Annotated in this window: 27 protein-coding genes; 12 read left to right on the top strand and 15 right to left on the bottom strand. The window is 63.5% G+C overall.

All coding sequences use genetic code 11. From position 1 onward, the window contains the following. Nucleotides 1-35 precede the first annotated feature (35 nt). The 6 genes from rpsP to QCE49_RS09595 all read left to right on the top strand — a co-directional run bounded on the left by rpsP (nt 36) and on the right by QCE49_RS09595 (nt 4,267). Entirely contained in the window at nt 36-290 is a 255-nt protein-coding gene (gene rpsP, locus QCE49_RS09620) for a 30S ribosomal protein S16 (protein ID WP_008342343.1), read from the top strand. Between the two features lie 54 nt (nt 291-344). Continuing rightward, the gene (gene rimM, locus QCE49_RS09615; protein WP_034472683.1) at nt 345-1,091 is read left to right on the top strand and encodes a ribosome maturation factor RimM; all 747 of its coding nucleotides are present in this window, start codon (nt 345-347) and stop codon (nt 1,089-1,091) included. A gap of 25 nt (nt 1,092-1,116) precedes the next feature. Beyond that, complete coding sequence (gene trmD / locus QCE49_RS09610) at nt 1,117-1,887, top strand: tRNA (guanosine(37)-N1)-methyltransferase TrmD (protein WP_008342340.1); 771 nt, start codon at nt 1,117-1,119, stop codon at nt 1,885-1,887. A 129-nt stretch (nt 1,888-2,016) separates the two neighbouring features. After that, the gene (gene rplS, locus QCE49_RS09605) at nt 2,017-2,406 is read left to right on the top strand and encodes a 50S ribosomal protein L19 (RefSeq protein WP_250460468.1); all 390 of its coding nucleotides are present in this window, start codon (nt 2,017-2,019) and stop codon (nt 2,404-2,406) included. 143 nt (nt 2,407-2,549) lie between these two features. Then, nucleotides 2,550-3,209 (top strand): CoA pyrophosphatase, encoded by a 660-nt coding sequence (locus QCE49_RS09600; protein WP_008342336.1) that lies wholly within the window; start codon nt 2,550-2,552, stop codon nt 3,207-3,209. Nucleotides 3,210-3,328: 119 nt separating this feature from the next. Continuing rightward, entirely contained in the window at nt 3,329-4,267 is a 939-nt protein-coding gene (locus QCE49_RS09595; RefSeq protein ID WP_008342334.1) for a CobD/CbiB family protein, read from the top strand. Here the strand turns inward: QCE49_RS09595 and QCE49_RS09590 are convergent, their stop codons facing one another. Genes QCE49_RS09590 through QCE49_RS09580 form a run of 3 tightly spaced genes read right to left on the bottom strand, consistent with a single transcriptional unit; the run spans nt 4,268 to nt 6,779 of the window. Continuing rightward, complete coding sequence (locus tag QCE49_RS09590) at nt 4,268-4,591, bottom strand: DUF2007 domain-containing protein (protein WP_034472677.1); 324 nt, start codon at nt 4,589-4,591, stop codon at nt 4,268-4,270. Further along, nucleotides 4,588-5,514 (bottom strand): ribosome small subunit-dependent GTPase A, encoded by a 927-nt coding sequence (gene rsgA, locus QCE49_RS09585; RefSeq protein WP_008342332.1) that lies wholly within the window; start codon nt 5,512-5,514, stop codon nt 4,588-4,590. The genes QCE49_RS09590 and rsgA overlap by 4 nt, the downstream gene beginning before the upstream one ends. After that, nucleotides 5,511-6,779, bottom strand: coding sequence for a M48 family metallopeptidase (locus QCE49_RS09580; RefSeq protein WP_008342330.1), 1,269 nt, complete (start codon nt 6,777-6,779; stop codon nt 5,511-5,513). Before QCE49_RS09580 ends, rsgA begins: the two co-directional genes overlap by 4 nt. A gap of 103 nt (nt 6,780-6,882) precedes the next feature. Between QCE49_RS09580 and orn the strand changes: the two genes are divergently transcribed. Continuing rightward, the gene (gene orn / locus QCE49_RS09575) at nt 6,883-7,491 is read left to right on the top strand and encodes an oligoribonuclease (RefSeq protein ID WP_250460470.1); all 609 of its coding nucleotides are present in this window, start codon (nt 6,883-6,885) and stop codon (nt 7,489-7,491) included. Here orn and mog read toward each other — a convergent pair. Both mog and yjgA read right to left on the bottom strand, forming a co-directional pair. Further along, nucleotides 7,488-8,096, bottom strand: coding sequence for a molybdopterin adenylyltransferase (mog, locus tag QCE49_RS09570; protein ID WP_008342326.1), 609 nt, complete (start codon nt 8,094-8,096; stop codon nt 7,488-7,490). The two genes, orn and mog, sit on opposite strands and share 4 nt — an antisense overlap. After that, entirely contained in the window at nt 8,083-8,688 is a 606-nt protein-coding gene (gene yjgA / locus QCE49_RS09565) for a ribosome biogenesis factor YjgA (RefSeq protein WP_250460478.1), read from the bottom strand. Before yjgA ends, mog begins: the two co-directional genes overlap by 14 nt. A gap of 215 nt (nt 8,689-8,903) precedes the next feature. On the opposite strand from yjgA, the gene pmbA reads away from it, so the two are divergent. Next, complete coding sequence (gene pmbA, locus QCE49_RS09560) at nt 8,904-10,274, top strand: metalloprotease PmbA (protein WP_250460480.1); 1,371 nt, start codon at nt 8,904-8,906, stop codon at nt 10,272-10,274. 62 nt (nt 10,275-10,336) lie between these two features. Here the strand turns inward: pmbA and QCE49_RS09555 are convergent, their stop codons facing one another. Continuing rightward, the gene (locus tag QCE49_RS09555; RefSeq protein ID WP_250460482.1) at nt 10,337-10,834 is read right to left on the bottom strand and encodes a dihydrofolate reductase; all 498 of its coding nucleotides are present in this window, start codon (nt 10,832-10,834) and stop codon (nt 10,337-10,339) included. A 101-nt stretch (nt 10,835-10,935) separates the two neighbouring features. Next, complete coding sequence (locus QCE49_RS09550; protein WP_008342315.1) at nt 10,936-11,136, bottom strand: hypothetical protein; 201 nt, start codon at nt 11,134-11,136, stop codon at nt 10,936-10,938. Nucleotides 11,137-11,792: 656 nt separating this feature from the next. On the opposite strand from QCE49_RS09550, the gene QCE49_RS09545 reads away from it, so the two are divergent. Together QCE49_RS09545 and QCE49_RS09540 are read left to right on the top strand one after the other, a co-directional pair. Continuing rightward, entirely contained in the window at nt 11,793-13,172 is a 1,380-nt protein-coding gene (locus QCE49_RS09545) for a sigma-54 dependent transcriptional regulator (protein ID WP_008342313.1), read from the top strand. Nucleotides 13,173-13,322: 150 nt separating this feature from the next. After that, on the top strand, nt 13,323-14,294 hold the full coding sequence (locus QCE49_RS09540; protein ID WP_008342312.1) for a thymidylate synthase: 972 nt from the start codon (nt 13,323-13,325) through the stop codon (nt 14,292-14,294). A gap of 65 nt (nt 14,295-14,359) precedes the next feature. Here QCE49_RS09540 and QCE49_RS09535 read toward each other — a convergent pair whose 3' ends face one another. Both QCE49_RS09535 and QCE49_RS09530 read right to left on the bottom strand, forming a co-directional pair. Continuing rightward, a complete protein-coding gene (locus QCE49_RS09535; protein WP_250460484.1) occupies nt 14,360-16,360 on the bottom strand; it encodes a DUF6600 domain-containing protein in 2,001 nt (666 codons plus the stop codon). A 134-nt stretch (nt 16,361-16,494) separates the two neighbouring features. Beyond that, on the bottom strand, nt 16,495-17,244 hold the full coding sequence (locus tag QCE49_RS09530) for a helix-turn-helix transcriptional regulator (protein WP_008342310.1): 750 nt from the start codon (nt 17,242-17,244) through the stop codon (nt 16,495-16,497). 146 nt (nt 17,245-17,390) lie between these two features. Here QCE49_RS09530 and QCE49_RS09525 point away from each other — a divergent pair, with 146 nt between their 5' ends. Both QCE49_RS09525 and QCE49_RS09520 read left to right on the top strand, forming a co-directional pair. Next, a complete protein-coding gene (locus QCE49_RS09525) occupies nt 17,391-17,534 on the top strand; it encodes a hypothetical protein (RefSeq protein ID WP_250460486.1) in 144 nt (47 codons plus the stop codon). Nucleotides 17,535-17,586: 52 nt separating this feature from the next. Beyond that, complete coding sequence (locus QCE49_RS09520) at nt 17,587-18,108, top strand: acyl-CoA thioesterase (protein WP_033537097.1); 522 nt, start codon at nt 17,587-17,589, stop codon at nt 18,106-18,108. 27 nt (nt 18,109-18,135) lie between these two features. Here the strand turns inward: QCE49_RS09520 and fumC are convergent, their stop codons facing one another. From fumC to QCE49_RS09490, 6 genes are all read right to left on the bottom strand, one after another. After that, nucleotides 18,136-19,542, bottom strand: a complete 1,407-nt coding sequence (gene fumC, locus QCE49_RS09515) for a class II fumarate hydratase (RefSeq protein ID WP_175980381.1) — start codon at nt 19,540-19,542, stop codon at nt 18,136-18,138. A 26-nt stretch (nt 19,543-19,568) separates the two neighbouring features. Then, nucleotides 19,569-21,143 (bottom strand): phospholipase D family protein, encoded by a 1,575-nt coding sequence (locus QCE49_RS09510; protein ID WP_250460493.1) that lies wholly within the window; start codon nt 21,141-21,143, stop codon nt 19,569-19,571. Between the two features lie 406 nt (nt 21,144-21,549). Continuing rightward, nucleotides 21,550-22,998 (bottom strand): MATE family efflux transporter, encoded by a 1,449-nt coding sequence (locus QCE49_RS09505; protein WP_250460488.1) that lies wholly within the window; start codon nt 22,996-22,998, stop codon nt 21,550-21,552. A gap of 221 nt (nt 22,999-23,219) precedes the next feature. Then, the gene (locus QCE49_RS09500) at nt 23,220-23,441 is read right to left on the bottom strand and encodes an RNA-binding S4 domain-containing protein (RefSeq protein ID WP_250434979.1); all 222 of its coding nucleotides are present in this window, start codon (nt 23,439-23,441) and stop codon (nt 23,220-23,222) included. Nucleotides 23,442-23,667: 226 nt separating this feature from the next. Further along, nucleotides 23,668-24,114 (bottom strand): hypothetical protein, encoded by a 447-nt coding sequence (locus QCE49_RS09495; RefSeq protein ID WP_309805913.1) that lies wholly within the window; start codon nt 24,112-24,114, stop codon nt 23,668-23,670. Between the two features lie 45 nt (nt 24,115-24,159). Next, the coding region (locus QCE49_RS09490) for a glycoside hydrolase family 19 protein (RefSeq protein WP_409017181.1) at nt 24,160-25,046 on the bottom strand (887 nt) is incomplete at its 5' end.

The following is a 25,046-nucleotide window of genomic DNA, read 5'->3' as shown; positions in this document are numbered from 1 at the left end:
CGTTGTTCCGAACCCCGGTTTTCAAGGATTTCAGCATGGTCATCATCCGCTTGGCTCGTGGCGGCTCGAAGAAGCGCCCGTTCTACAACATCGTCGCAACCGACTCGCGTAGCCGCCGTGACGGCCGCTTCATCGAGCGCGTGGGTTTCTACAACCCGGTCGCGACCAAGGGCGAATCGCTGCGCATCGCGCAAGATCGCCTGACGTACTGGCAAGGCGTTGGCGCGCAACTGTCGCCGACCGTCGAGCGTCTGGTCAAGCAAGCTCAGCAAGCCCAGCCGGCTGCTTGAGTTCGCTGAGCCGACGCTGTAGTAAACGCTCGAAACCTGCCCAAAGGTTCGCCGATGTCCGCGCGCGATTCTGAATCCGGCCGCGCATCGGAAAACATCGGCCGAACGAAGCCGGGGCAAGATGAAAGTTCCGCCACGTTTGGCGCGTTCGTCCGCAAGCCGGGCGCGCGCCGCGTGGCGGGCGACGTTTCGGGTAGCAACAAAGGCAGCGATAAAGGCAGCATTCAGCCGGAAGCCGCAATCGAGCGGGTCGAGGCTTTGCCCGAAGACGCCGTCGAAGTCGGTTTTATCGCCGATGCGTACGGTCTGAAGGGTTGGGTCAAGATCGTTCCGCACGCGAACGGCAAGCAGGGCGGCGACGCGCTGCTGAGCGCCAAACGCTGGTGGCTCGTCAAAGGCCGCGATCGCAAGTCCGCGCGCTGCCTGCAGTCGAAAGTGCACGCCGATACCATCGTCGCGCGTCTGGCCGGCTGCGATGACCGCGATGCGGCGCTCGCGCTGAAGGGCCATACGGTGAATATCGCGCGTGGCGATTTCCCGAAGCTCGACAGCGACGACGAATTTTACTGGGTCGATCTGATCGGCCTCGATGTCGAAAATGAAGCTGGCGTTGCGCTTGGTCGCGTCGCCGATCTGATCGACAACGGCGCGCATTCCATTCTGCGGATCGAGTATCCGGATACGAACAAGGACGGCGCGCCCGTCACCGGCGAGCGGCTCATTCCGTTCGTCGGCGTATATGTGAAGACGGTGGACCGGGCGGCGAAGCGTATCGTCGTCGACTGGGACGCCGATTATTGAACATCGGCACGTTACGGAGAGAGCGATGCAGTTCGATGTCGTGACGCTCTTTCCCGAAATGTTTCGCGCGCTGACCGACTGGGGCATCACCAGCCGGGCGGTGAAGCAGGAGCGGTTCGGTCTGCGCACGTGGAATCCGCGCGATTTCACCACGGACAACTACCGCACCGTCGACGATCGCCCTTACGGCGGCGGCCCCGGCATGGTCATGCTGGCGCGCCCGCTGGAAGACGCGATCCACGCGGCGAAGGCTGCGCAGCGCGAGCAGGGCATCACGTCGACGCGCGTCGTGATGATGTCGCCGCAAGGTGCGAAGCTGGATCACGATCGCGTGATGCGATTCGCGCAGGAACCCGGTCTCGTATTGCTGTGCGGCCGTTACGAAGCGATCGATCAGCGCCTGATCGACCGTGAAGTGGACGAAGAAGTGAGCCTCGGCGACTTCGTGCTGTCCGGCGGAGAACTCCCCGCCATGGCGCTGATGGACGCCGTAGTGCGTCAGTTGCCGGGTGTGCTGAACGACGCGCAATCGGCGGTGCAGGACAGTTTCGTCGATGTGCTGCTCGATTGCCCGCACTACACGCGTCCGGAAGAGTACGACGGCGTGCGCGTTCCCGATGTGCTGCTCGGCGGCCATCACAAGGAAATCGACGCCTGGCGCAGGCGCGAAGCATTGCGCAACACATTCAACAAGCGGCCCGATCTGATCGAGCGGGCGCGTCGCAGCAAGATGTTGAGCCGTGCCGATGAGGCGTGGCTCGCAGAACTCGCGAAGGAAGCGTCGAAGCCCGCATAGGTTTCGAGCGGACGAGCGGGAAAATGGGGGCGTCGAGTGGTATCGGCGCCTGAAGCAAACCCATCCTCTACCGGGGCCTGACTCAATACAAGGCACACAACTCCGGCAAGATGGCACAAGGAGTCAGTAATGAATCTGATTGAGCAACTCGAGAAGGAAGAGATCGCACGCGTTCTGGGCGAGAAGAGCATCCCCGACTTCGCGCCGGGCGATACCGTCGTCGTCAACGTGAACGTGGTCGAAGGCACGCGCAAGCGTGTTCAGGCTTACGAAGGCGTCGTCATCGCGAAGCGTAACCGTGGCCTGAACTCGAACTTCATCGTCCGCAAGATCTCGTCGGGCGAAGGCGTCGAGCGTACGTTCCAGACCTACTCGCCGCTGCTCGCGAGCATCGTCGTGAAGCGTCGTGGCGATGTCCGCCGTGCGAAGCTCTACTACCTGCGCGAGCGTTCGGGCAAGTCGGCTCGAATCAAGGAAAAGCTGGTGTTCAAGGACAAGCCTGCTGCTTCCGCAGAGTAAGTCCCTCGCCAGACGCAGTACGGAAAAAGCACCCCTCGGGTGCTTTTTTCTTTGGTGTGTTCAAATTGAGGCTTCCACAGAACCGTTCTCGACCCGTGTCCACCGGAAAGACTTCGACTCCCCGCATCCTCGAACCCGAAACGATGCCCGTCCTCTCGACGGGCGAGACACTCCCGCCCGTTCCGCCCGAGCGCCTCACGCCTGAAGGCTTGCGCGCGCGTTTCGCGATGGATCTCGACTGGGCGCAGGAAGAGCGCGAGCAGCGCATCAAGGCGATCGGCGGCGATCCGCGCGTGGCGTCCGTGCTGGTGCCGCTCGTCGTGCGCGAGGGCGGCTTGACCGTGCTGCTGACGCAGCGCGCCGATCATCTGTCGGATCACGCGGGGCAGATCAGTTTTCCGGGCGGCCGACGCGAGCCCGAAGACGCCGATGCCGCCGCCACCGCGCTTCGCGAAGCCTACGAAGAGGTGGGGTTGGGCGCGGAGCATTGCGAGGTCATCGGCGCGATGCCCGAGTATCTGACGGGCACGGGTTTCAAGGTGACGCCGGTCGTCGCGCTCGTGAATCCGCCATTCACATTGAAGGCCGATACACGCGAAGTCGCCGATATCTTCGAAGTGCCGCTCGCGTGGCTCATGAATCCCGCGAATCATGAAGTGCGGGTCTTTCGCTGGGAAGGCGGCGAGCGTCGTTTTTTTGCCATGCCATACAGCCCCGGCGACGGGAAGGCTCCTTATTTCATCTGGGGCGCAACGGCTGGCATGTTGCGCAATTTCTATCGCTTCCTCGTGGCTCGCGCGTGACGGCGCGAAAAGTCCGCGCCCTTGTTGCGCGTTGCGCAAATACTTAGCGCATTAAAGGCGTCGGGCGCTGTGCTATCGTTACGCGAAACTCGAACTATCCGACCGTTTCGGCGCTTCGCATGACTTTTTTCTCCGTATTGCTGGCTCTCGTCATTGAGCAGATGCGCGCGTTATCGCCGCACAATCCGATTTCGGCGTTGCTTCAATATCATGCGGAATCCACCGCGCACGGTTTCGATGCCGGCAAGGAGAAGCATGGCATCGTCGCGTGGCTCGTGGTCGTGCTGCCGTGGACGCTCTTCGTCGGGCTCGTCTATTACGTGCTCTATCGGATCAACTTCGTTCTGGCGTTCTTCTGGAACGTGGTGATCGTCTATTTCACGCTCGGTTTCCGGCAGTTCAGCCACTATTTCACCGATATCCACCTCGCGCTCAACAACGACGACGTTCCGCGCGCGCGGGAAGTCCTGGCCGAGTGGACCGGCATCGATACGGTCGACATGCCTGTAAGCGAAATCGTCCGGCATACGCTGGTTCATGCGGTCGTGGCATCGCACCGGCACGTGTTCGGCGTGTTCTTCTGGTTTCTGATTCCGATAGGCCCGGCGGGCGCGGTGCTCTATCGCATCGCCGAATACCTCGCGCGCGCGTGGTCGAAGCCGAATCCCGAGCGCACCGCGGAGTTCTCGTCGTTCGCGCAACGCGCGTTCTTCATCATCGATTGGGTGCCCGCGCGTCTGACGTCGCTCGGTTTCGCGATCGTCGGCAATTTCGAGGACGCCATTTACGCGTGGCGCAATCACGCGCGCCAATGGCCGGACGCAAACGAAGGCGTGTTGCTGGCAGCGGGCAGCGGTGCGCTGGGCGCGCGTCTCGCGGGGCCGCTCGCCGAGCCGCTTTCGGTCGAAGCGCTTGCCGTCGGCGATGCCAGTCCGTTGCCCGTCGGCGACGATTGCACGCCGCGCACGCTGCAATCGGCTGTCGGCCTCGTATGGCGGGCAGTCATTTTGTGGATGTTGCTGCTGCTGATGCTGACGATCGCCGTGTGGCTGGCGTAATCAATCGTCGAGCGGATCGCGCGCCGTCTGGCAATTCCAGCAGACGGTGAACTGCGGCTCCAGCCACTCGCCGCAATGCTTGCACTTCCAGGGCCGGGCGTTCGCGTCCGGCCCTTTTCTCGCGCGCTCCAGAAGGCGCAAGGCCAGCGCTTCGTCGCGATCGTCGACGATCCAGATTTCCGGCGCGCACTGATCGGCCGGAATCTCCCCCATCGCGCCATTCAAATAACGGTTGTGCAACTCGCACGGCACGCCCGCGGCCGACAGCACGTTCACCCAATGCTGCGCCGTGATGAGATCGGGAGCGCGCGTGAGCCGCTTCATCGAACGATCTGGCTGGCTTCGTGCACGAGTTGCGCGTAGAGCGCGTGACGTTCGGGGCGAATCTTTCCCGCTTCGACGGCTTCGAGCACCGCGCATCCCGGCTCGTGCAGATGATGGCAGTTGTAGAAGCGGCAATGTCCGAGATAAGGCCGGAAATCGGCGAAGGCGCGCTCGAGCTGGCCTTCCGACAGATGATGCAGGCCGAATTCCTGAAAGCCCGGCGAATCGATCAGCGAGCCGCCGCCTGGCAGATCGTAGAGACGCGTGAATGTGGTCGTATGACGGCCGCTGTTGAGCGCGGACGAAATCTCGCGTGTGGCCGCGTCGGCATCGGGGACGAGCAGGTTCACGAGCGTCGATTTGCCCATGCCGGATTGACCGAGCAGGATCGTCGAGCGGTCTTTGAGGCGTGCGTCGAGTTGCGGATGAACGTCGCCGGGCGCCATCTTCGCCGAGAGCTCGATCACCGTGTAGCCGAGTTCGCGATACGGCGCGAGACGTTCGCGCGCGAACGGCAACGCGCTTTCGACATCGATCTTGTTCAATACGATCAGCGATTCCAGACCGTGCGCCTCGGCCGCGATCAGCGCGCGTCCGAGCAGGTCTTCGCTGAAATGCGGCTCGGTGGCGAGCACGATCAGAAGTTGATCGAGATTCGCCGCGAAGAGCTTCGACTTGAACTGATCCGAGCGATAGAGCAGATTGCGCCGTTCGGCGATCTCGACGATCACGCCCTGATCCGCCGACGACTGCTCGTAGAACACGCGATCGCCTACGGCCACTTCGCTTTTCTTGCCGCGCGGGAAGCACTGGAGCATCGCGCCGCCGTCTTCGGGCGTGACGAGATAGTGCCGCCCGTGCGCGGCGATCACCGTGCCTTCGAGCCGTGCCGCCGCACCTGACCGCTTGAACCCGCGCGTCATGCGGCGTGCTGCATCAGGCGGTCGATGCGCTGCGAGGCGGGCGGATGCGAGTAGTAGAACGCGGTGTAGATCGGATCGGGCGTGAGCGTCGACGCGTTGTCTTCATACAGCTTCACGAGCGCGTTCACGAGATCCTTCGGATCGGTCTGGCTGGCGGCGAAAGCATCGGCTTCGAACTCGTTCTTGCGCGATGTCAGGCTGCCGAGCGGCGTGATGAAGAACATGAACACGGGCAGCACGAGCATGAAGAGCACGAGCGCGAGCCCGTTATTGCTGCCGACGAGCGACGGCCGCACGCCGAGACCTTCGTAGAACCACGTCGTCTGAATGAGCCAGCCGAGCAGCGCGAGCATCGCGAGGCTGATGCCGAACATGACGACCATCAGCTTCAGAACGTGACGGCGCTTGAAATGGCCGAGTTCGTGCGCGAGCACCGCTTCGATTTCGTTGCCGGAAAGCCGCGCGAGCAGCGTGTCGAAGAACACGATGCGCTTTGCCGCGCCGAAGCCGGTGAAATACGCGTTGCCGTGCGCCGAGCGGCGGCTGCCGTCCATCACGAACAGGCCTTTCGCGGCGAAGCCCGTGCGCGACATCAGATTCGTGATGCGTGCGACGAGTGCTTCATCCTTCAGCGGTTCGAACTTGTTGAAGAGCGGCGCGATGAAGGTCGGATAGATGATCATCGCGAGCAGCTGGAAAGCCACCCAGACCATCCACGTCCACAGCCACCAGAAGGTGCCGGCGCGATCCATGAGCCAGAGCGTGAGCAGCAAGAGCGGCGCGCCGATCACGATGGCGAGCACCGTGCCCTTGACGAGATCGACGAAGAAGAGCTTCTTCGACATGCGATTGAAGCCGAACTTTTCCTCGATCACGAAATGGCGGATGTAGTCGAACGGCAGATCGATGACGCTCGTGATCGCCACCACCGACGCCACCAGCGCGATCTGTCCGAGATAGCCGCGGCCGAGCCAGTCCGAAATGGCGAGATCGAGCGCCTGGACGCCGCCGAGCAGCGTCAGCGCGACGAGCACGACCGCGCTCGTGACGACTTCGATCATGGTGAGGCGCGTGCGCTCGACGGTGTAATCCGCGGCGCGCTGATGCGCCGTGAGCGGAATCGTGCCGCTGAATTGCGCGGGCACGCCGTTGCGATGCGCGGCGACGTAGCGAATCTGGCGCGATGCGAGCCACAGCTTGGTCGAAACCATCGCGACGAGGGCGACGACGAAGATCGTCGAGAAGGCGAGAGTGAGGTTGGTCATCCGGGAATTCCGATTGAACTATGCGAGAATTATAGGTTCTAGGCCGTGCCGGCGCGCTCAGAAACTGTGCGGCATGGCTTTCCCATCTTTCAGGCCGCTTTTCATGACCGACATCTCCACCACGCCCGAATCAGAAGAAAACGCGCTCGCGCGCAGCGACATGAACCTCGTGTGGCTCGACATGGAGATGACCGGCCTCGATCCGGACAACGATCGCATCATCGAGATCGCGGTGGTCGTCACGAATTCGACGCTCGACAAGATGGTCGAAGGCCCGGTCCTCGCGATTCATCAGACGGAAGAAGCGCTCGGCCGCATGGACGAGTGGAATCGCAACACGCACGGCCGCTCGGGGCTGACGGAGCGCGTGAAGACGTCGACGGTCGATGAAGCCGAAGCCACGCGCCAGATCCGCGATTTTCTCGGGGCTTACGTGCCGCCCGGCAAATCGCCGATGTGCGGCAACTCGATCTGCCAGGACCGCCGCTTCATGGCGCGCTGGATGCCCGAACTGGAGACGTTCTTCCACTATCGCAATCTCGACGTCAGCACGTTGAAGGAACTGTGCCGCCGCTGGCAGCCGGCGATTTACAAGGGCTTCCAGAAGCGTGCGATGCACACGGCGCTCGCCGATATCCACGAGTCGATCGACGAGCTCAAGTACTACCGCCAGCATTTCCTGATTCCGTCGGCGAGCGCAGCCGCGTCCTAATTCTTCGGCGGGCGGATCGCGCTCTTCGGACGAAACGCGGCGACCACTTCCGGCCGCGTTTCGATATACGGCCCGCCGATCAGATCGATGCAATACGGCACGGCCGCGAAAATGCCCGGCACTTTCGTTCTGCCGTCTGCGTCTTTCAGACCTTCGAGCGTTTCGCGGATCGACTTCGGCTGGCCCGGCAGATTGATGATGAGCGCAGCGTGGTCTTCCGTTTCGCGAATCACCGCGACTTGCCGCGAGAGAATGGCCGTCGGCACGAAATTCAGGCTGATCTGGCGCATCTGCTCGCCGAAGCCGGGCATCGGCTTGGTGGCGACGGCGAGCGTCGCCTCGGGCGTCACGTCGCGGCGGGACGGGCCGGTGCCGCCTGTAGTCAGCACCAGATCGCAGCGGTGCGTATCGACGAGCTCGACGAGCGTCGCGGAAATGGTCGCGGCGTCGTCGTGAATCAGCCGCGTCTCGGCTCGAAACGGCGTCGAGAGCGCCGCGCCGAGCCACTCGACGAGCGACGGCAAGCCCTTGTCCTCGTAGACGCCGGAAGACGCGCGATCGCTGATCGACACCAGTCCGACTATCAGTTCGTCACGCGTCGTCATCGCGATCGTCCTCGTCGTCTTCGACATCGTCGTCTTGCGCGCCCGACGCGTTCTTGATCCACTGGAAGAGTTCGCGGTAATAGCGCGGCGGCTTTTGCTGCTCGCGCTCCTTGCGCGCGTTGCGGATCAGCGTGCGGCCTTCCTGCGGATCGACGCCCGGATGCGTGCGGATGAATTCGGTGAGCGCGGCGTCATCGGCGAGCAATTGTTCGCGCGTGCGCTCGATCCAGTGCATGCGCGCGGTTTCGGCCTTGTTCACGCCGCGATGGGTGTCGAGCGCGGTGCGCAGCGCGGCGACTTCTTCTTCGGTCAGCGAGCGCATGACCTTGCCGACGTACTGCAACTGACGGCGCTTGCCTTCGTGATCGGTGATGCGGCGTGCCTCGCGCACGGCGTCGCCGAGATCCTCGGGCATCGGCATGCGTTTGAGCGCATCCTTGGGCAGCGCGATGAGCGCTTCCCCCAGCTCCTGCAGCGCGTGCATTTCGCGCTTTAGCTGGGATTTGCTCGGACGGTCGTAGCCGTTTTCGTCGGCCTCGCGATCGTCGTCGCGGCCGGAATCGATCGGTTGAATGCGGGTTTTACGGTTCATCCCGACATTGTAGCTTGCGCCCGCATCGCTTTTGCCGGGTCGCGGCCGGCGCTGCGACAAACCTTGGCGGGTGAATGCACGCCGTCCTTGCTATGATCGCGTGATACGCCGGTCCCGCTTTGCGATGCTCGACGACGAGCGCATCTGGCAGGGAATCCCGAAGCAATCACGACATGCGCGGGCGCGACACGCCCGACTTCCAAAGGCAACCAAAAATGGCAGCAGACATGGACGTCAAGCAACGCTACTTCCCGCATACGCAGGATGAGCTGAAGGAGATCGCCTCCGACATCCTGCGCTACGCGAAGGAACTCGGCGCGAGCGATGCGGCCACCGAGATCTCCGAGGGCGACGGCCTGTCGGTGAGCGTGCGGCGCGGCGAAGTGGAGACCATCGAGCACAATCGCGACAAGATGGTCGGCGTGACCGTGTTCATCGGCAAGAAGCGCGGCAACGCGAGCACTGCGGACTTCACGCGCGACGCATTGCGCGACACGGTCGCGGCCGCGTACAACATCGCGCGCTTCACGGCGGAGGACAGCGCGGCCGGCCTCGCGGAAGCCGAGTTGCTGGAAAAGTCGCCGCAGGACCTCGATCTTTATCACCCGTGGGACATCGACGCCGAAGAGGCCGCCGGGATCGCGCGCCGCGCGGAGGCCGCAGCGTTCGCCGTCGACAAGCGCGTGACCAATTCGGAAGGCGCGAGCGTTTCCGCGCAGCATTCGCAGTTCGTGCTCGCGACGTCGCGCGGCTTCATGGCGGGCTATCCGTACTCGCGTCACTACATTGCGTGCGCGCCGATCGCCGCGGCCGGCCGCGACATGCAGCGCGACGACTGGTACACGTCCAAACGCGATGCATCCGCGCTTGCGGCGCCCGAAGCCGTCGGCCGCTACGCCGCCGAGCGGGCGCTCGCGCGGCTCAACGCGAAGAGCCTCGACACGCGCAAGTGCCGCGTGCTGTTCGAAGCGCCGCTCGCGGCGGGCATTCTCGGCGCGTTCGTGCAGTCGGTGAGCGGCGGCGCGTTGTATCGCAAGACTACGTTCCTCGTCGATAGCCTCGGCAAGCCGGTGTTCGCGCCGCATATCCAGATCGTCGAGGATCCGCATGTGAAGGGCGGCATGGGCAGCGCCCCGTTCGACGAAGAAGGCGTGCGTACGCAACGCCGTAACGTCGTCGAGGATGGCGTCGTGCAGGGCTATTTCCTCTCGACGTACTCCGCGCGCAAGCTCGGCATGCAGACGACCGGCAACGCGGGCGGCTCGCACAATCTGACGATGACGAGCGCGCACACGAAGCCCGAGCACGACTTCGAAGCGATGCTGAAGAAGCTCGATACCGGCCTCCTGCTTACCGAACTGATGGGGCAGGGCGTGAACTACGTGACGGGCGACTACTCGCGCGGCGCGTCGGGTTTCTGGGTCGAGAACGGCAAGATCGTGCATGCCGTCGAGGAAATCACCGTGGCGAGCACGCTGCAGGAGATGTTCCGCCATATCGAGGCAATCGGCGCGGATACCGTCGTGCGCGGCACGAAGGAAATCGGCTCGGTGCTGATCGAGCGGATGACGGTCGCGGGCCAGTAAGCCGCGCCGGTCGAGAAGAGAAAGGCTCCGGAGCGCATCCGGAGCCTTTTTTCATTCCGGCTTCATTCCGACGAGGCGATGCGCTCGTAGGTCACGAAGGCGAACGCGAAATCGTTCGGCGCCGCTGCGCGATGCGGCTCGCGCGACACTTCGCGCCACAACTCGGGATCGGGCCCGGGAAAGCGCGTGTCGCCATCGAAATCGGCGTCGATCTCGGTGACGATCATCTTGTCCGCACGCGCAATGGCATCCTGATACAACTGCGCGCCGCCGATCAAAAACGCTTCCTTCGCCGGTTCGAGCGCGAGCGCCGCTTCGAGGCTCGTCACGACATCGCAGCCTTCGTAGCGCCGGGTGCCGTCGCGCGACACGACGATATTGCGCCGCCCCGGCAGCGCCCTGCCGATGGATTCATGCGTCTTGCGGCCCATGATGATGGGCGCGCCCATCGTCGTGCGCTTGAAGAAGGCGAGATCCTCGGGCAGGCGCCAGGGCAGTTGGTTTTCGCGTCCGATCACGCCATTGCGCGCGCGGGCGACGATCAGAGTCAGCGTCGTCATGGAATAGAAGTCCGGCAAGCTGGCGCGCGCGGGCAGCGCGGCCGGGTGACGATTCTAACCGACGCTTGCGGCGCGGCCAGCGCTCGGCGCGCCGCGCGGGCCTACGCCTCCGGCGCTTCGTCGCCGAGCGGCAGCGTCGTGTGCCATGGGGGCGGCGCGATCTCGTCCCATAGCGTCACGCTGACGCCCGAGCCAGTCGGACGATCGTCGGGCAGGCCCGACGCGGCGGATTCGTCCGCGTTCTCGCCATTTTGATGCGCGTCGGTTGTTTCTCCGCGCCTTAAAGAACTATCGCGTGCCATCGTGACGACATAACCAAGTAATAAATTCCCGCCACGGAAATATCCGGAAATAAAGTAATCGCTTTCTCGGTAAAACGATTAAGCGGGAGTCGAATGCAGGGATAAAGATGAACGCTCGTTCGGCAGCGAGTATTTCTTACCTTCGAGCGCGGTTCTATTGGAGCGAATTGCGTGCCATGTCCGGCAGAGCGTTGCTGCGCAATGAATCGCGAAAATCCGACGAAAGTCCGCAGCAAAAATTCGGCTGTAAACGTTTCACTGCTGAAACATGAAGGCAGAAAAACGTGAACTTCCGGCGAAATCGGTATAAGATTTTGTCTTATTAAATTGTGCGCAATCTCGTTGATAATCGTGTGAGAAATTCTTGCCAAGGCCGTCCTGTCAAGGTTTTGTGGCTAATCCGGCGACTCTCGCGATATTTGTTTCCGGGGTTTCTGGGTTATAGTAGTCTCTCAAAAACGGCGCAGAATCAGACATAAAGGGTTTCGTGGAAGGGTGCGTGGTGTTTCGCGCCGTGTCCCGGGGGGCGACGGTTCGAATGGCAAATCCTCTCCAGACGTTTGCGAGCAACGTGCGAGGGCAACGAATTTTGCGATGTAGCGCGAGCCTTGAACTACGTGACCTTTTCAACGAATGTTGAACAAAGGATCTGAATAATGGACGTCGCTCGGCGGCAACTCATCTATGTGACTCGCGATCCAAGCGAGACGCTGTGCGCGCGATTCGAGGAGCGCGGTTGGCATATCGAAATCGTCGCGAACGCGCGCGACACGCGCAAGGCTTTGCGCAGCGATCTGGCGACCGGCGGGCTGCTCGATCTGTCGAGTCATTTCGAATCTCATGAACTGGCGGCGTTCGAATCGTCGCTGACGATGACCAACGTGGGCTGGGTCGCGGCCACGGTTGCCGGGCAACTGGAAGACGCTGCCGTGCGGCGTCTCATTCGCGACTATTGCTTCGATTACGTGACGCTGCCGACGTCCAACGACCGCATCGTCGATTCCGTCGGTCATGCGTACGGCATGGTTTCGCTGCATGACGCCGCGTCGAACGATGCGCGCAGCGAGGGCCGCGCCGAGGGCGAAATGGTCGGTTCGTGCGACGCGATGCTCGCGCTTTTCCGCTCGATCCGCAAAGTCGCGATGACCGATGCGCCCGTGTTCATCTCCGGCGAATCCGGCACCGGCAAGGAACTCACGGCTGTTGCCATTCACGAGCGCTCGGCGCGCCGCGATCAGCCGTTCGTGGCGATCAACTGTGGCGCGATTCCCGCGCATCTGCTGCAATCGGAGCTCTTCGGTTACGAACGCGGCGCTTTCACGGGCGCGAATCAACGCAAGATCGGCCGTGTCGAAGCGGCCAATGGCGGCACGCTGTTCCTCGATGAAATCGGCGACCTGCCGCTCGAAAGCCAGGCGAGCCTGTTGCGCTTCCTGCAGGAGCGCAAGGTGGAGCGCCTCGGCGGACACGGCTCGACGCCCGTCGACGTGCGCATTATTTCCGCGACGCACGTCGACATGCAGACCGCGATGATCGAAGGGCGCTTTCGCGCGGACCTGTATCACCGGCTGTGCGTGCTGCAGATCGACGAGCCGCCGCTGCGCGCGCGCGGCAAGGACATCGAGCTGCTCGCGAAGCACATGCTCGACCGCTTCAAGAAGGACGCGAGCCGTCGGCTGCGCGGATTCTCGCCGGATGCGATCGCCGCGATCCACAACTACGGCTGGCCGGGCAACGTGCGCGAGCTCATCAACCGCGTGCGGCGCGCCATCGTGATGTCGGAAGGGCGTCAGATCACAGCGCGCGATCTCGAACTCGGCGAATACGTCGAAGTCGCGCCGGTCTCGCTCGCACAGGCGCGCGAGGCCGCCGAACGACAGGCGATCGAACTCGCGCTGCTGCGCCATCGCGGGCGTCTTGGCGACGCCGCGCACGAATTGGGCATCTCGCGCGTGACGCTGTATCGGCTGTTGAGCGCGCATGGCATGCGTCACATCGAGGTCGATGCGCCCTCGGAGCACGCCACGCGCGGCTGACAGCCAGGTCGCGGACGAACACCGGACGGGCGCCACAAGGCGCCCGTTTTTTCGTGCCGCTGCACTAAGCGCCCGCATCCATCGCTTGGTAAAATCGATCGTTTACGCCTTCCGCTCGCGAGGGCGCGCAGCGTACCCAGGGAACATCGAATGAAACAGTATCTCGAGCTCGTCCAGACGATTCTCGATACCGGCACTTGGCAGGAAAACCGCACGGGCATCCGCACGATCAGCATGCCCGGCGCGATGCTGCGTTTCGACCTGCAGCAAGGCTTCCCGGCCGTGACCACGAAAAAGCTCGCGTTCAAGTCGGCGATCGGCGAACTCGTGGGCTTTCTGCGCGCGTCGAAGAGCGCGGCGGACTTTCGCGCGCTCGGCTGCAAGGTGTGGGACGCCAACGCCAACGAGAATCCGGAGTGGCTCGAGAATCCGTATCGCCAGGGTCCGGACGATCTCGGCGACGTCTACGGCGTGCAGTGGCGCAAGTGGCCCGCGTACAAGCTCGTCGACGCCTGCGCGGGCGACCAGATCGCCGACGCCACGAATCGCGGCTATCAGCTCGTGACGAGTTTCGTCGAAAACGGGCGCGAGCAGGTGCTGCTGTACAAGGCGATCGATCAGTTGCGTCAATGTCTCGACACGATCATCGAGCGCCCGACCGACCGGCGCATTCTGTTTCACGCGTGGAATCCGGCGAAGCTCGACGAGATCGCGCTGCCCGCGTGCCATCTGCTGTATCAGTTCATCCCGAACGCGGTGACGCGCGAGATTTCGCTGTGTCTGTACATCCGCAGCAACGACGTCGGCCTCGGCACGCCGTTCAATCTGACCGAAGGTGCGGCGCTGCTGCATCTCGTCGGACGGCTGACGGGCTACAAGCCGCGCTGGTTCACGTACTTCATCGGCGACGCGCACATCTACGAAAACCAGCTCGACATGCTGCACGAGCAACTCAAGCGCGAGCCGCTGCCTTCGCCGCAACTGATCATCTCCGATCGCGTGCCGGATTACGCGGTGACGAAGCGCTATGAACCGGAATGGCTGGAGAAGATCGAGCCGAAGGATTTCGCGCTCGAAGGCTACAAGCATCACGACGCGCTCACGGCGCCGATGGCCGTATAAGCCGGGTTTCGTCGGTTTGCACAAGAAAACGCGCGGTCGAGGCCGCGCGTTTTGTTTTTGAGGTCTTAACCGCGATGGTGCTCGTTGCCGCCGCCACGTTGCTGTTGCGGCTGTTGCGGTTGATGAGGCTCCCGATTCTGCATCTGCGGCGGCGGAGCCTGACGAACTTCCTGATGCATCGGCTGACGCGTTGGCTCCTGGTGAGGCTGCGGCCGCTGCGCTTCCGGCTGCGGATGAGGCGGCGGCATCTCATGGCGCGGCTGTTCGACCCGCGCCTGGCGATACGCCTCCGGCGACGCGTGATTGGGCTGCGGCTGCATCGAATGCATCGGCATGCGTTGATCGACGTGCGGCGCATCGTTTGCGCGTTGACGCTGCCACATCGGTTGATACGCCTGCTGCGGCGCGCGCGGCTCGCGCCAAACGGCATGTCCGCGCGATGAATCCCCATGCGCGAAGCGCGGATCGTTCGCGCCGAATTGCGCAGCCTGCGGCGGATGCGCAACGCCGTAGCCATGCGGCTGCGCAGGCTGAGCGGGAACCGGCGCCGGCAACGTGCCGCCCGCGATGACCGACCGCGCCGGTCCATGCGTCGCGACGAGATGCACCTGTTCGTTGCGCGCGCCGTACCCGCCGCGCGGATCGCGATTCTGCTGCACGTACCGGTCATGAAAAGCCGGCGGCGCGACGGGCGCGCGTGTTGCGACCACCGGTCGTCCGAATCCGGCCTGCGGCGGCTGATAACTCGCGCGTCGCCCACCGGGCGCGAAGCTGTCGCGCGTCGGCGCAATGCCCGGCGCGCCCGCGAAGAAGCGCGGATGGCGCCAGCGCGACGGATCGACCGCGTACGGCTGACGTCCGACCGGCTGGCCAAGCACGAACAGGTTCGTCGGCACGGCCGTCAGCCCGCGCGGCGCGTGATAGTTGACGTACGTATTGCGCACATAGACATTGCGGTTCACGCGTTCGAAATAACGCGGACTCCAGCCATCCCGATGCGGACGCCAAGCTTCGCCCGGTCCGAGCGGAAACCACGCGACGCCCGCCGCCGCGATGCCGCCGACCGTCACCGCGACGTTCCAGTCGGGGCCGCCATCGCCATCGCCATCGCCGACGAAACCGACGAGCGCAGGCGAATACGCGGGCGGCGCGCTGACGTCCATCGGGCCGGGCACCCATGCCCATCGCGATCCGATATACGCCCAGCGGCCATAGTGATACGGCGCGAAGCCCCACGGCGCGTCGTCGATCCATGTCCATCCCCACGGATCCTGCCAGGCCCAATGTCCCTGACGATACGGCGCCCAGTCGGCGGACACGGCGGTCGGCGTCCAGACCGGCCCGTACGACGGATCGTTGCGCCACGTTCCGTTGGCGTCGAGATCCTGATAACCGGGCGCGTCGCGCGATACATATCGCGCCGAAATCGAGCGATCTTCGGATGCGTCGCGCCCGGCGGCCCATTGATCGAACGCGTCGGGCGCGGGCGCCGCATTCGCCGATGCCTGCTGCAGATTCGTGCCCTCGAACGTCATCTGCTGCCCGCCCGCGAGTTGCACGGAGCCACCGTCGCCGTATGCGGTGACGCCGCCGCTTCGCACCGTCACAGTCGTCGCGCGGCCATCGGGCGCGACGTCGACTCGCATCTCGCCGGGCGTCGTGATCGCGAGCGCGGTGTTCGGCGTGTCGATCTCGTAGGTCGTGCCCGGCGGGAGTTCGCGCACGCGCGTCGACAGCGTGCCCTGGGCGATCTTGAGTTGCGCGGTGTCGTCGTCGAGCGCGAGGACGGACAGCGCCGTCGATGACCCGAGCCGCACCGCCGTCGAACCGATATGCAGTTCGGAGCGCGCGTTCTCGTCGTTCCAGAGTTGATCGCCCGTCGTCAGCGGACGATTGATCTGCGCGTAGGACCAGTCGGATGCGCCCGCTGGCTCGGTCGTCACCGTGCCCGCCATGTAGTTGAGCCGCGCGATGCGTCCGGGCGGATCGCCTTGTCCGGTTTGCGCAAACGCGTTAAGCCCCGATGCCGACAAAAGCACGCACAAAGCGGCGATCTTGATCTTCATTACGTTCTCCGGCGGCCGCGCGTGCGTTCCGTTCGGCGCACTGAGTTCGCGAGACCTGTCGGATCAATGTATCGCCGGCGCCTGTATCCGTACGATGCCGTTTGTAACGGCTCGCAGGCGCGCGTAACAAAGCTTTATCGCGCGGACAGGAAGCCTTCGAAATGCCGATGCCCCGCGGGCGTCACGCGCAGGACGCGGCGTTTCGCCGTGCGCTCGATCCAGCCGTGCGACTCGCACGCGTCGAGAAACGCCGCGCCGAGCGCGCCGCCCAGATGCGGCCGGCGCTCGCTCCAGTCGATGCAGGTGCACGCGAACCGTCGCCGCCGCGCGCGCTGCGCCTTCAGATCGATGCCGAGTTCGGCGAACGCCTGCGCGCCTTCGGGCGTGGCGTCGAGCGCGGCGGGGCCGTGCGCGGCGTCGTGACGATCGGCGGCGGCGAGCCAGTTGCGCGCGATCATCCGCTCGAAGAGCTGCACGGCGAGTTCGCCCGCCAGATGGTCGTAGCAGGTGCGCGCGAAACGCATTTCGACAGGCACGGCGGAAGGCGGCCGTTCCGGCGCGCGCTGCGGCGCGCTCGCCCGCGCGAGATTGGCGAGCGCTTCGATGGCCGCGGCGATATCCGCCGTCGCGATCCGGTAGTACCGATGCCGTCCGCTCACTTCGAGCGCGAGCAGTCCGCCTTCGGTCAGCCGCGCGAGATGCCCGCTTGCCGCCGATGGCGACAGCCCCGCGATCATCGTCAGTTCGCCGGCGGGGCGCGCGGTGCCATCCATCAGCGACCAGAGCATGGCGGCGCGGCCCGGATCCGCGATCAGCGCGCCGATGCGCGACAGGCCGGGAAAATGGCGCGCGCGGGAATCGGCGTCGTCGAAAGCGGGGTTCATGGCGATTTCCGTATCGGGCGAAGTAGTCGATGCGTCCACTCTAGCGCGATCGCGCAACCGATGTTTCACCGTGCGCCGAAATGTCGATGCGCGAGGCGCGGCGCTAGAATGACCGCTGGCATTTCGAGGCAGCAGGGGAGAATTCCATGGCCAGATTCATTCTCGCGAGCGCTATAGGCGTTCTCGTGCTCTGCGCGGGCTGCGCGGGCGCGCCGTCGTCGTCGGCGGGCAGCGGCGGCAGCATCACGATGTACGGCACGATCGATCAGGGCATCACCGTCCACGATTGAATATTGCCGACCCTATAATCGGCATTCATTTTCCGCATCAGACGGGCTTCCCATGAATACGCCGACCTCATCCCCCATTCCAGCCGTCCCGAAAAGCCGTGCGGAAACCACTTTCCGCTTTCTCGCCGAGCCGACTTCGGTGAATTTCGGCGGCAAGGTGCACGGCGGCGCGCTGATGAAATGGATCGACGAAACCGCCTACGCCTGCGCCGCGATGTGGTCCGGGCGCTATGCGGTCACGGTGAGCGTCGGCAACATTCGTTTTCGGCGGCCGATTCTCGTCGGCAATCTGGTCGAATTGCGCGCGCGCGTCGTGACGACGGGGCGCACCAGCATGCACATCCACATTTCCGTGCATGCGGGCGATCCGAAAGTCGGCGAGCTTCAGCAGACGACCGATTGCCTGATGGTTTTCGTCGCCGTCGATGAAAAAGGCCAGCCGACGCCCGTGCCTGCGTTCGTGCCGGAAACGGAAGAGGAAAAGCGCCTCGCGAAATACGCGATGGACGTGAAGGACGCGCTCGATGCAATCGTCGAGCTGAAGCCGGAAGAGGTGGCGGCGGGGAAGGTGTAACCCGCCGCTCTTCGGGCAAGAACGCGCTTACCTTTTTCCCACCATTTCCTCCGGCTTGACCCATTCATCGAACTGCTGCTCGGTCACGTGACCGAGCGCGAGCGCGGCGGCCTTGAGCGTCGTGCCTTCCTTGTGCGCCTTTTTCGCGATCTGCGCGGCCTTGTCATAGCCGATATGCGGATTCAACGCCGTCACGAGCATCAGCGATTCGTTCAGCAGACTGTCGATGCGCTTCTCGTTCGGCTCGATGCCCACCGCGCAGTTATCGTTGAAGCTCTGCGCGCCGTCCGCGAGCAGGCGGACCGATTGCAGCACGTTGTGCGCGATCATCGGCCGGAACACGTTCAGCTCGAAGTTGCCGCTCGCGCCGCCGAAGTTCACCGCGACATCGTTGCCGAAGACCTGGCAGCAGAGCATCGTGACGGCTTCGGATTGCGTCGGGTTCACCTTGCCCGGCATGATCGAGCTGCCCGGCTCGTTCTCCGGGATCGACAGCTCGCCCAACCCGCAGCGCGGTCCGCTCGCCAGCCAGCGGATGTCGTTGGCGATCTTCATCAGGCTCGCCGCGACCGTCTTCAGCGCGCCGTGCGCGGCGACGAGCGCATCGGCGGCGGCCATCACCTCGAACTTGTTCGGCGCAGTCTCGAACGGCAGGCCGGTGAGCTTGCCGATCGCCTGCGCGACCTTCACCGCGAATTCCGGATGCGCGTTCAGCCCCGTGCCGACCGCCGTGCCGCCCTGCGCGAGCTGATACAGATGCGGCAAAGTCGCCTCGACGTGCTTCATGCTCTGATCGAGCTGCGCGACGTATCCCGAAAACTCCTGCCCGAGCGTGAGCGGCGTCGCGTCCTGCAAGTGCGTACGGCCGATCTTCACGATCTTGTCGAACGCCTTCGCCTTCTTGTCGAGCGTATCGCGCAACGTTTTCAGCGACGGCAGCAGATGCTTCTTGATCGCCACGGCCGCGGCGACGTGCATCGCGGTCGGAAACACGTCGTTCGACGACTGGCCGCGATTCACATCGTCGTTCGGATGCACGAGGCGCTCCTCGCCGCGCGGACCGCCCATGATTTCGCTCGCGCGATTGGCGATCACCTCGTTCAGATTCATGTTGGTCTGCGTGCCCGAGCCGGTTTGCCAGACGGCGAGCGGAAATTCGTCGGGATGCTTGCCGTCGATGATTTCCTCGGCCGCCTGAACGATCGCCTTCGCCTTCTTCGAGTCGAGCACCTTCAGGCCTTCGTTCACTTCCGCGGCGGCGTGCTTGATGATCGCGAGCGCGGTGATCAGCTCGGGCGACTGCTTTTCCGTCGAAATCTTGAAGTTTTGCAGCGAGCGCTGCGTCTGCGCGCCCCAGAGCTTGTCGTTCGGCACGGCGATCTCGCCGAACGTGTCCTTCTCCATCCGTACGTCGCCCTTCGCATCGTGTGACATGGCGTGAGTTTCCTTACGAAGTTGGATCAAAGCTGCTTGTCGACGGGCAGCATCATGAAGAGGCCCGTCATCGCATTGCGATAAAGACCTGCCTCGGGATCGAAATTGTAGGTGACGAGACTGCCGTTTTCCTCGGTGATCCAGACGAGGCCCGACTGCGGCGCGCCCGTGCGCCGAAGCTCCTCCGTCACCGCCGCGCTCGCCAGTTGCACCTGCCAGCTCACCTTCGGCGAAATGCCGTTCTCGAAGAGTTTCGCGGCTTCCTCGGCGATCGGCTTGCTGTGGATCACGAGCGCGAGCTCGGTATTGAGCTTCGCCGAACGCGGATCGAGATTCATCGAGCCGATCACGAGGATACTCCGATCGATCACATAGGCCTTCGCGTGCAGGCTCGCGCGCGACTGCGAGCCGAAGAGACCCGCGCGCGGACTGCTTTCGCCTTCGACCTGAATCGGCTTGAACTCGTACAGTTCGACGCCGTTTTGCAGCATCGGAATGCGATACGGCGCGTAGCCCGCCTGCACGGCGACGGCATCGGTCGCGGCGAGCGAATTCGTCAGCACCGCGACGCGCACGCGGCGCTTCGTCAGACCGGCGAGCGCCTTCACGCCCGCGTCGTGCGGCACGAAGTAGGGCGACAGGATCAGGAATTCGCTCTGCGCGTCCTTCAGCAGAGCGACGAGGCGCTCCATCGGCGGGCTTTTGTAGTCGTCGCTCGGATGCTCGATCTTCGATGGCGAATCGACCCGGAACTCCGTCGGCGCCCACACGAGGCCCATTTCCTCGCGCGCGATCTGCTGCGCGAGCGGCGTCGCATTGAGCGGCTTCGCGTTCAGCGGATCGGCCTGCTCGCGCCAGTGCTTGCGCAAGTCGTCGCGGGTCTTGTCGAGTTCGCGGGCGTCGAACTTCTGCTTGTTCAGCGCGCGCAGCGGGTACGCGAGCGAACTGTTCCAGTAATCGTCGAAGCTCGCGGATATTTCTTGCGTGACCGGACCGGCGGCGAAGACGTCGAGATCGCGAAACTGCAAGGTCGGGCTCGCGCTGAAGTACTCGTCGCCGAGATTGCGGCCGCCGACGATCGCGATCTGGTTGTCCGCGATCATCGCCTTGTTGTGCATGCGGCGCGTGAAGTGACTGAGATTCGTGAAGAAATTCTGCGTGCGCTCGGAGAAGCTGCGTTGCGCGCTGCCGTACGGGTTGAACACGCGAATCTCGATCTTGTCGTGCGAATTGAGCGCCGCCATGATCTGGTCGATGTCCTTGAAGTTCAGATCGTCGACGAGCATGCGCACGCGCACGCCGCGATCCGCCGCATACAACGCCGCGCCGAGCAGCAGCTTGCCGGTGTTGTCCTCGTTGGCGATGTAGTACTGCATGTCGAGCGTCTTCGTCGCCGCGCGCGCGAGTGCGATGCGCGCCTGCAGCGCGTCGGTGCCGGTCGGCAGCAGGCGCACCGCCGACTCGTCCGGATGCCGTTTCTCGAGCGGCGCGAGGGCGGTCGCGAGGGGCGTCGTTTCCGTCGATGCCAGCGCGTGGCTCTCCGGCCGGTCGAACGCCGTCGCGGGCGGGCGCGTCTCGCAAGCGGCGACGAGCGTCGTCATCGTCACGATGACGGCGATGTTGCGCACGGCGGCGCCGAATGTTCGTGCGCGCGCGTCGCGGCGCGCGATTTGCCGCAATCCCCGGTTTTCCGACACTTCGATTCCCCGTTCTGGTCGCCGCTCGTGAAGCGCTCGGCGACGTTTTCGCGTTTTCGGTCTTCAGCACGAAAGTAGCAAGGAGCGTACTCGCGCCGGATCTCGAAATTATTCTATGGGAAATCGGGAAAGCGCCGAACGTTGCACTGGGCGGTGGCGTACGGACGAAAAAAAGCCCGCTGGCTAGAGCGGGCCTACAACCCCTGTCACAGATGTCTCAAGGAGGAGACGGGTTCATCGTAGCAATGCGCGCCGCGCGGCCCAACCAAGCATTCGTGCTATGCAAATCGGCGCGCGGATCGTGTGCTTATCAGACGTGACCGTGCGGCGCGGCGCTCGCGGCGCCGGCGTCGTCCGGCCGTGGCGTGATGCCGGTTTCGATGAAGCGCCGGCTGATGCGACGGAAGCGCAGCGTCATCAGCACGGCGACGCTCGCGAGCCCGGCCGCGAGGCCCCACCACAGGCCCTTCGCGCCGAGTTCGAAGTGGAACGCGAGCACATAGCCGGTCGGAAAGCCGACGCCCCAGTAGCCGAACGCGGCGGCGAGCATCGGAATGCGCGTGTCCTTCAGGCCGCGCAGGCAGCCGGAGCCGACCGTCTGCATGCCGTCGACGATCTGGAACACCGCCGCGACGCCGAGCAGCGACGCCGCGAGCGCGACGGTATGCGCGTTGGCGGGATCGTCGAGATGCAGATACAGCCCGACGATCGCGCGCGGCACGGCGATCAGCACGAGCCCGGAGCACATCATGAAGCCGACGCCGAGCGCGAGCGCGACGAAGCCCGCGTGACGCGCGGCGACAGGCACGCCCGCGCCGACCCAGTAGCCGACGCGCACGTTCGCCGCCTGGCCGATCGCCAGCGGCACCATGAACGCGACCGACGCGACGTTGAGTGCGATCTGATGCGCGGCGAGCGGCGCTTCGCCGAGCAGGCCGACCATCATGCCGGTGGCGAGAAAGAGCGTCGATTCGACCCCGTAGGTGATCGCGACGGGCCAGCCGATGCTGAACAGTTCGCCCATCAGCGGCAGGCGCGGGCGCGCGCGCGCGACGAAATGCCGGTAGCGCGGCCGCAGATGCAGCACCGCGACGAGCGCGATCGCGATGCCCCATACGGTGATAGTCGTCGCCGCCGCCGAGCCGAGGAAGCCTTCGCGCGGCAGGCCGTACGCGCCGTGGATCAGGCCGTAGTTGAGAAAGCCGTTGACGAACACGCCGCCGATGGAGATCCACAAGAGCCTGCGCGCCGCGCCGATGGCGGGCAGAAACGCGCGCATCATCCCGACGCCGATCAGACTGCCGGGCGTCCCCCAGCGCAGCACCGCGCAGTATTCGCCGACGTTCTTCGCGAGCGTCGCGGGTTCGTGGAACGCGAGCAGGATCGGTTCGGCGTAGCTCAGCAGCACGAACGCGGGCACGGCGAGCAGCAAGGAGAGCACGAACCCGGTCCAGTAGATGCCTGGCACGCGATGATCGGCATTCGCGCCGCGCGCATGCGCCACCGACACGGAAACGGACGTCAGCACGCCCTGCAGGAGCGTCACGACGACGAAAAAGAGATTCGCGCCGAGGCCGCCCGCGGCGAGGGCATCGGGGCCGAGCGAGCCGAGCAGGATGGTGTCGGTGACGCCCATCGCCATCTGCGAGAGCTGCGCGATGGCAAGCGGCGCGGCGAGACGCGCCGTGTCGACGGCGTGACGCGAGAGGCTCGGCGGTCCTTGATGCGCGCGCGCGGCGCGCGTGACTGGCGGTTGCATGTTGATCGGATCGAAACGAAAAGGCCGCAATGAGTGCGGCCGGACTGGAACGCGAGGGGGCAAGAATCGAAGCGCAAACGCGCTGACGGGAACCGACGCTGAAACCAGAACGAAAGAACAGACCGTCAGCTTATTGCGTCGCGTGCGGCATGTCGATGACGCGTTTGCTTATGCCCGGATTTTCGCAATTGCGCGGCGTGTGCGCGCAAATCGCCGCGCGCTTAAGCGGGCGCGCGCACGTAAATCGTCTGGCCGTCGAGCTTCACTCGCTGACCCGCGCGGATCTTGCAGGTCTTGCGCAGTTCCACCTGGCCGTCGACGGTGACATCGCCCATGGCGACGCGCGCCTTCGCCGAGCCGCCGCTGTCCGCGAGGCCCATCAGCTTGAGCAGATTGTGGAGTTCGATGAAGTCGCCCGTGAGGGTGAATTGGAGTGGCGGCATGAGGCGGGCAAGGCGGGAATGCGGGAAGGGCTCAATGATAAACCACGCCGGGCATGCGCCGTGCTCGACACCGCGGGACTATGCCTCGGCTCCCTATACGTTCGGTTCATTGCCATGTGCAGCGGCGAACCCATCCTGCACACTATCGAGGTCGACGCCGTAAAAACCAGCGCTTTGCTGCTGTTCTCGCCCGCGCTTGCGCCACCGGGTCTTGGACAACGTCAAATCATTGATCGACGCCATCTTGGGGAGCTACGGTTTCTATACCTCTATAGGCGCGCTGACTCAGTTTCTGAAATTCACCTGGTTGGCAGGTCTTGTTAAAAACGGTCCTTCCATTTTTCTTTACGTACAGTCCGCTTGGAAAGCCCTGATACAAGACATAGTCAAAACCACTTTGTCTGAATTTTACATGAGTATATTGCGCGTTCCCTCCAGAAGTATCGCTGATCGCAACCCGATGTCTGGGCGAAAGCGGCACATCCGGATACTGCAGGTCAAGCTGGTTCACAGTACCGTAACGATATTGGACGTAACCATTATCGGGGGAGATGTTTCCTGACGCACAGATCGATACGATTTTTCTGTCCATTTGACAACTGAAATAAATTTCCTCAAAAGCGTGACAGAGCGTCTGCTCCGTTCGCGCCTCGGCAGATGCAACAACTGGCATCGCTAAAATCGCGAAAACGCAGCAAGAATTCAATGATCGCAGCATTTAGTTGAAATCCCCTCGAATCCAAATCTGTTCAAAGTTCGCCACACGCGCAGCATAGCTGTTGGTATTGCGATTCACAATAGCGGTAATCTCATTTACCTGCATTGCGGTCGTTCCTCGATCGGCAATCGCTGGCAACCCATTTGCCACCCAAAAATACGCGGCGGACCTCGCAGCGTATTCCGGTTGGCACAATAGATCGGGGCTGTCCTCATAATCAACGCGGTCTTCCGGCCATTCGTCCTGATGCGCCTGATTCCAGCGTGTAAAAGATCGGTAATTGGCGCGGCCTGTCAGTTGTTTCATTCCGCGTCCTCGGTATTTCCAACCGTCTCCGCTCTCGAAGTCGCCATTCCCGAGTTCCGCGCGTCCGCCATATGCGCCGTTTGCAATTGCTTCAAAATCAACTTGATTCATCGGCAAGCCGTCCGCTTTGATCGGTCTGTTAGTCTGGTACCCGTGCGTCGTCGCCTGTTGAGGGTTTCTGCGGAAATACGAGAAGCTTGCAACTAGTGCGCTTGCTTTCCAGACGAAACCTTCTTCGACTGTCATCGATTTCCCTGTTTCCTGCATCACCTGAGCGAAGAAATGAGCTCTTCTGGATGGGGTGTCCAAGGCATACACCTCGAGGTGCGCGTTCAACTCGTCGATCAACTCTTGAAGGACATTTACTTGGGCGAGAGGAAATACGCGTCGCATCATTTCCAGTGTGAATTGGAATTTGGTCCGAAAATTCCCCACCAATCCCACAGGATGCAGATGAAACACATCCGCCTGAGGAAATCCCGGAACCTTCGCCTTCACCTCATCCCACCACACGAGCTTCTCGATACGCTTCTGCTCTTCTTTGTACTGGGGGTTCGGCGTGGCGTTCTCGATTTCCGTGT

The sequence above is a fragment of the Caballeronia sp. LZ008 genome (assembly GCF_031451435.1).
GTDB classification, from domain to species: Bacteria; Pseudomonadota; Gammaproteobacteria; order Burkholderiales; family Burkholderiaceae; genus Caballeronia; species Caballeronia zhejiangensis.
The sequence above is the reverse complement of the archived record's forward strand: the minus strand, read 5'-3'. Positions and strand labels throughout refer to the sequence as shown.

Excerpts from the sequence above, each read along its gene's own strand:
- rpsP (WP_008342343.1), top strand. The coding sequence starts at position 36 with ATGGTCATCATCCGCTTGGCTCGTGGCGGCTCGAAGAAGCGCCCGTTC.
- rimM (WP_034472683.1), top strand. The coding sequence starts at position 345 with ATGTCCGCGCGCGATTCTGAATCCGGCCGCGCATCGGAAAACATCGGC.
- trmD (WP_008342340.1), top strand. The coding sequence starts at position 1,117 with ATGCAGTTCGATGTCGTGACGCTCTTTCCCGAAATGTTTCGCGCGCTG.
- rplS (WP_250460468.1), top strand. The coding sequence starts at position 2,017 with ATGAATCTGATTGAGCAACTCGAGAAGGAAGAGATCGCACGCGTTCTG.
- QCE49_RS09600 (WP_008342336.1), top strand. The coding sequence starts at position 2,550 with ATGCCCGTCCTCTCGACGGGCGAGACACTCCCGCCCGTTCCGCCCGAG.
- QCE49_RS09595 (WP_008342334.1), top strand. The coding sequence starts at position 3,329 with ATGACTTTTTTCTCCGTATTGCTGGCTCTCGTCATTGAGCAGATGCGC.
- QCE49_RS09590 (WP_034472677.1), bottom strand. The coding sequence starts at position 4,591 with ATGAAGCGGCTCACGCGCGCTCCCGATCTCATCACGGCGCAGCATTGG.
- rsgA (WP_008342332.1), bottom strand. The coding sequence starts at position 5,514 with ATGACGCGCGGGTTCAAGCGGTCAGGTGCGGCGGCACGGCTCGAAGGC.
- QCE49_RS09580 (WP_008342330.1), bottom strand. The coding sequence starts at position 6,779 with ATGACCAACCTCACTCTCGCCTTCTCGACGATCTTCGTCGTCGCCCTC.
- orn (WP_250460470.1), top strand. The coding sequence starts at position 6,883 with ATGACCGACATCTCCACCACGCCCGAATCAGAAGAAAACGCGCTCGCG.
- mog (WP_008342326.1), bottom strand. The coding sequence starts at position 8,096 with ATGACGACGCGTGACGAACTGATAGTCGGACTGGTGTCGATCAGCGAT.
- yjgA (WP_250460478.1), bottom strand. The coding sequence starts at position 8,688 with ATGAACCGTAAAACCCGCATTCAACCGATCGATTCCGGCCGCGACGAC.
- pmbA (WP_250460480.1), top strand. The coding sequence starts at position 8,904 with ATGGCAGCAGACATGGACGTCAAGCAACGCTACTTCCCGCATACGCAG.
- QCE49_RS09555 (WP_250460482.1), bottom strand. The coding sequence starts at position 10,834 with ATGACGACGCTGACTCTGATCGTCGCCCGCGCGCGCAATGGCGTGATC.
- QCE49_RS09550 (WP_008342315.1), bottom strand. The coding sequence starts at position 11,136 with ATGGCACGCGATAGTTCTTTAAGGCGCGGAGAAACAACCGACGCGCAT.
- QCE49_RS09545 (WP_008342313.1), top strand. The coding sequence starts at position 11,793 with ATGGACGTCGCTCGGCGGCAACTCATCTATGTGACTCGCGATCCAAGC.
- QCE49_RS09540 (WP_008342312.1), top strand. The coding sequence starts at position 13,323 with ATGAAACAGTATCTCGAGCTCGTCCAGACGATTCTCGATACCGGCACT.
- QCE49_RS09535 (WP_250460484.1), bottom strand. The coding sequence starts at position 16,360 with ATGAAGATCAAGATCGCCGCTTTGTGCGTGCTTTTGTCGGCATCGGGG.
- QCE49_RS09530 (WP_008342310.1), bottom strand. The coding sequence starts at position 17,244 with ATGAACCCCGCTTTCGACGACGCCGATTCCCGCGCGCGCCATTTTCCC.
- QCE49_RS09525 (WP_250460486.1), top strand. The coding sequence starts at position 17,391 with ATGGCCAGATTCATTCTCGCGAGCGCTATAGGCGTTCTCGTGCTCTGC.
- QCE49_RS09520 (WP_033537097.1), top strand. The coding sequence starts at position 17,587 with ATGAATACGCCGACCTCATCCCCCATTCCAGCCGTCCCGAAAAGCCGT.
- fumC (WP_175980381.1), bottom strand. The coding sequence starts at position 19,542 with ATGTCACACGATGCGAAGGGCGACGTACGGATGGAGAAGGACACGTTC.
- QCE49_RS09510 (WP_250460493.1), bottom strand. The coding sequence starts at position 21,143 with ATGACGACGCTCGTCGCCGCTTGCGAGACGCGCCCGCCCGCGACGGCG.
- QCE49_RS09505 (WP_250460488.1), bottom strand. The coding sequence starts at position 22,998 with ATGCAACCGCCAGTCACGCGCGCCGCGCGCGCGCATCAAGGACCGCCG.
- QCE49_RS09500 (WP_250434979.1), bottom strand. The coding sequence starts at position 23,441 with ATGCCGCCACTCCAATTCACCCTCACGGGCGACTTCATCGAACTCCAC.
- QCE49_RS09495 (WP_309805913.1), bottom strand. The coding sequence starts at position 24,114 with ATGCCAGTTGTTGCATCTGCCGAGGCGCGAACGGAGCAGACGCTCTGT.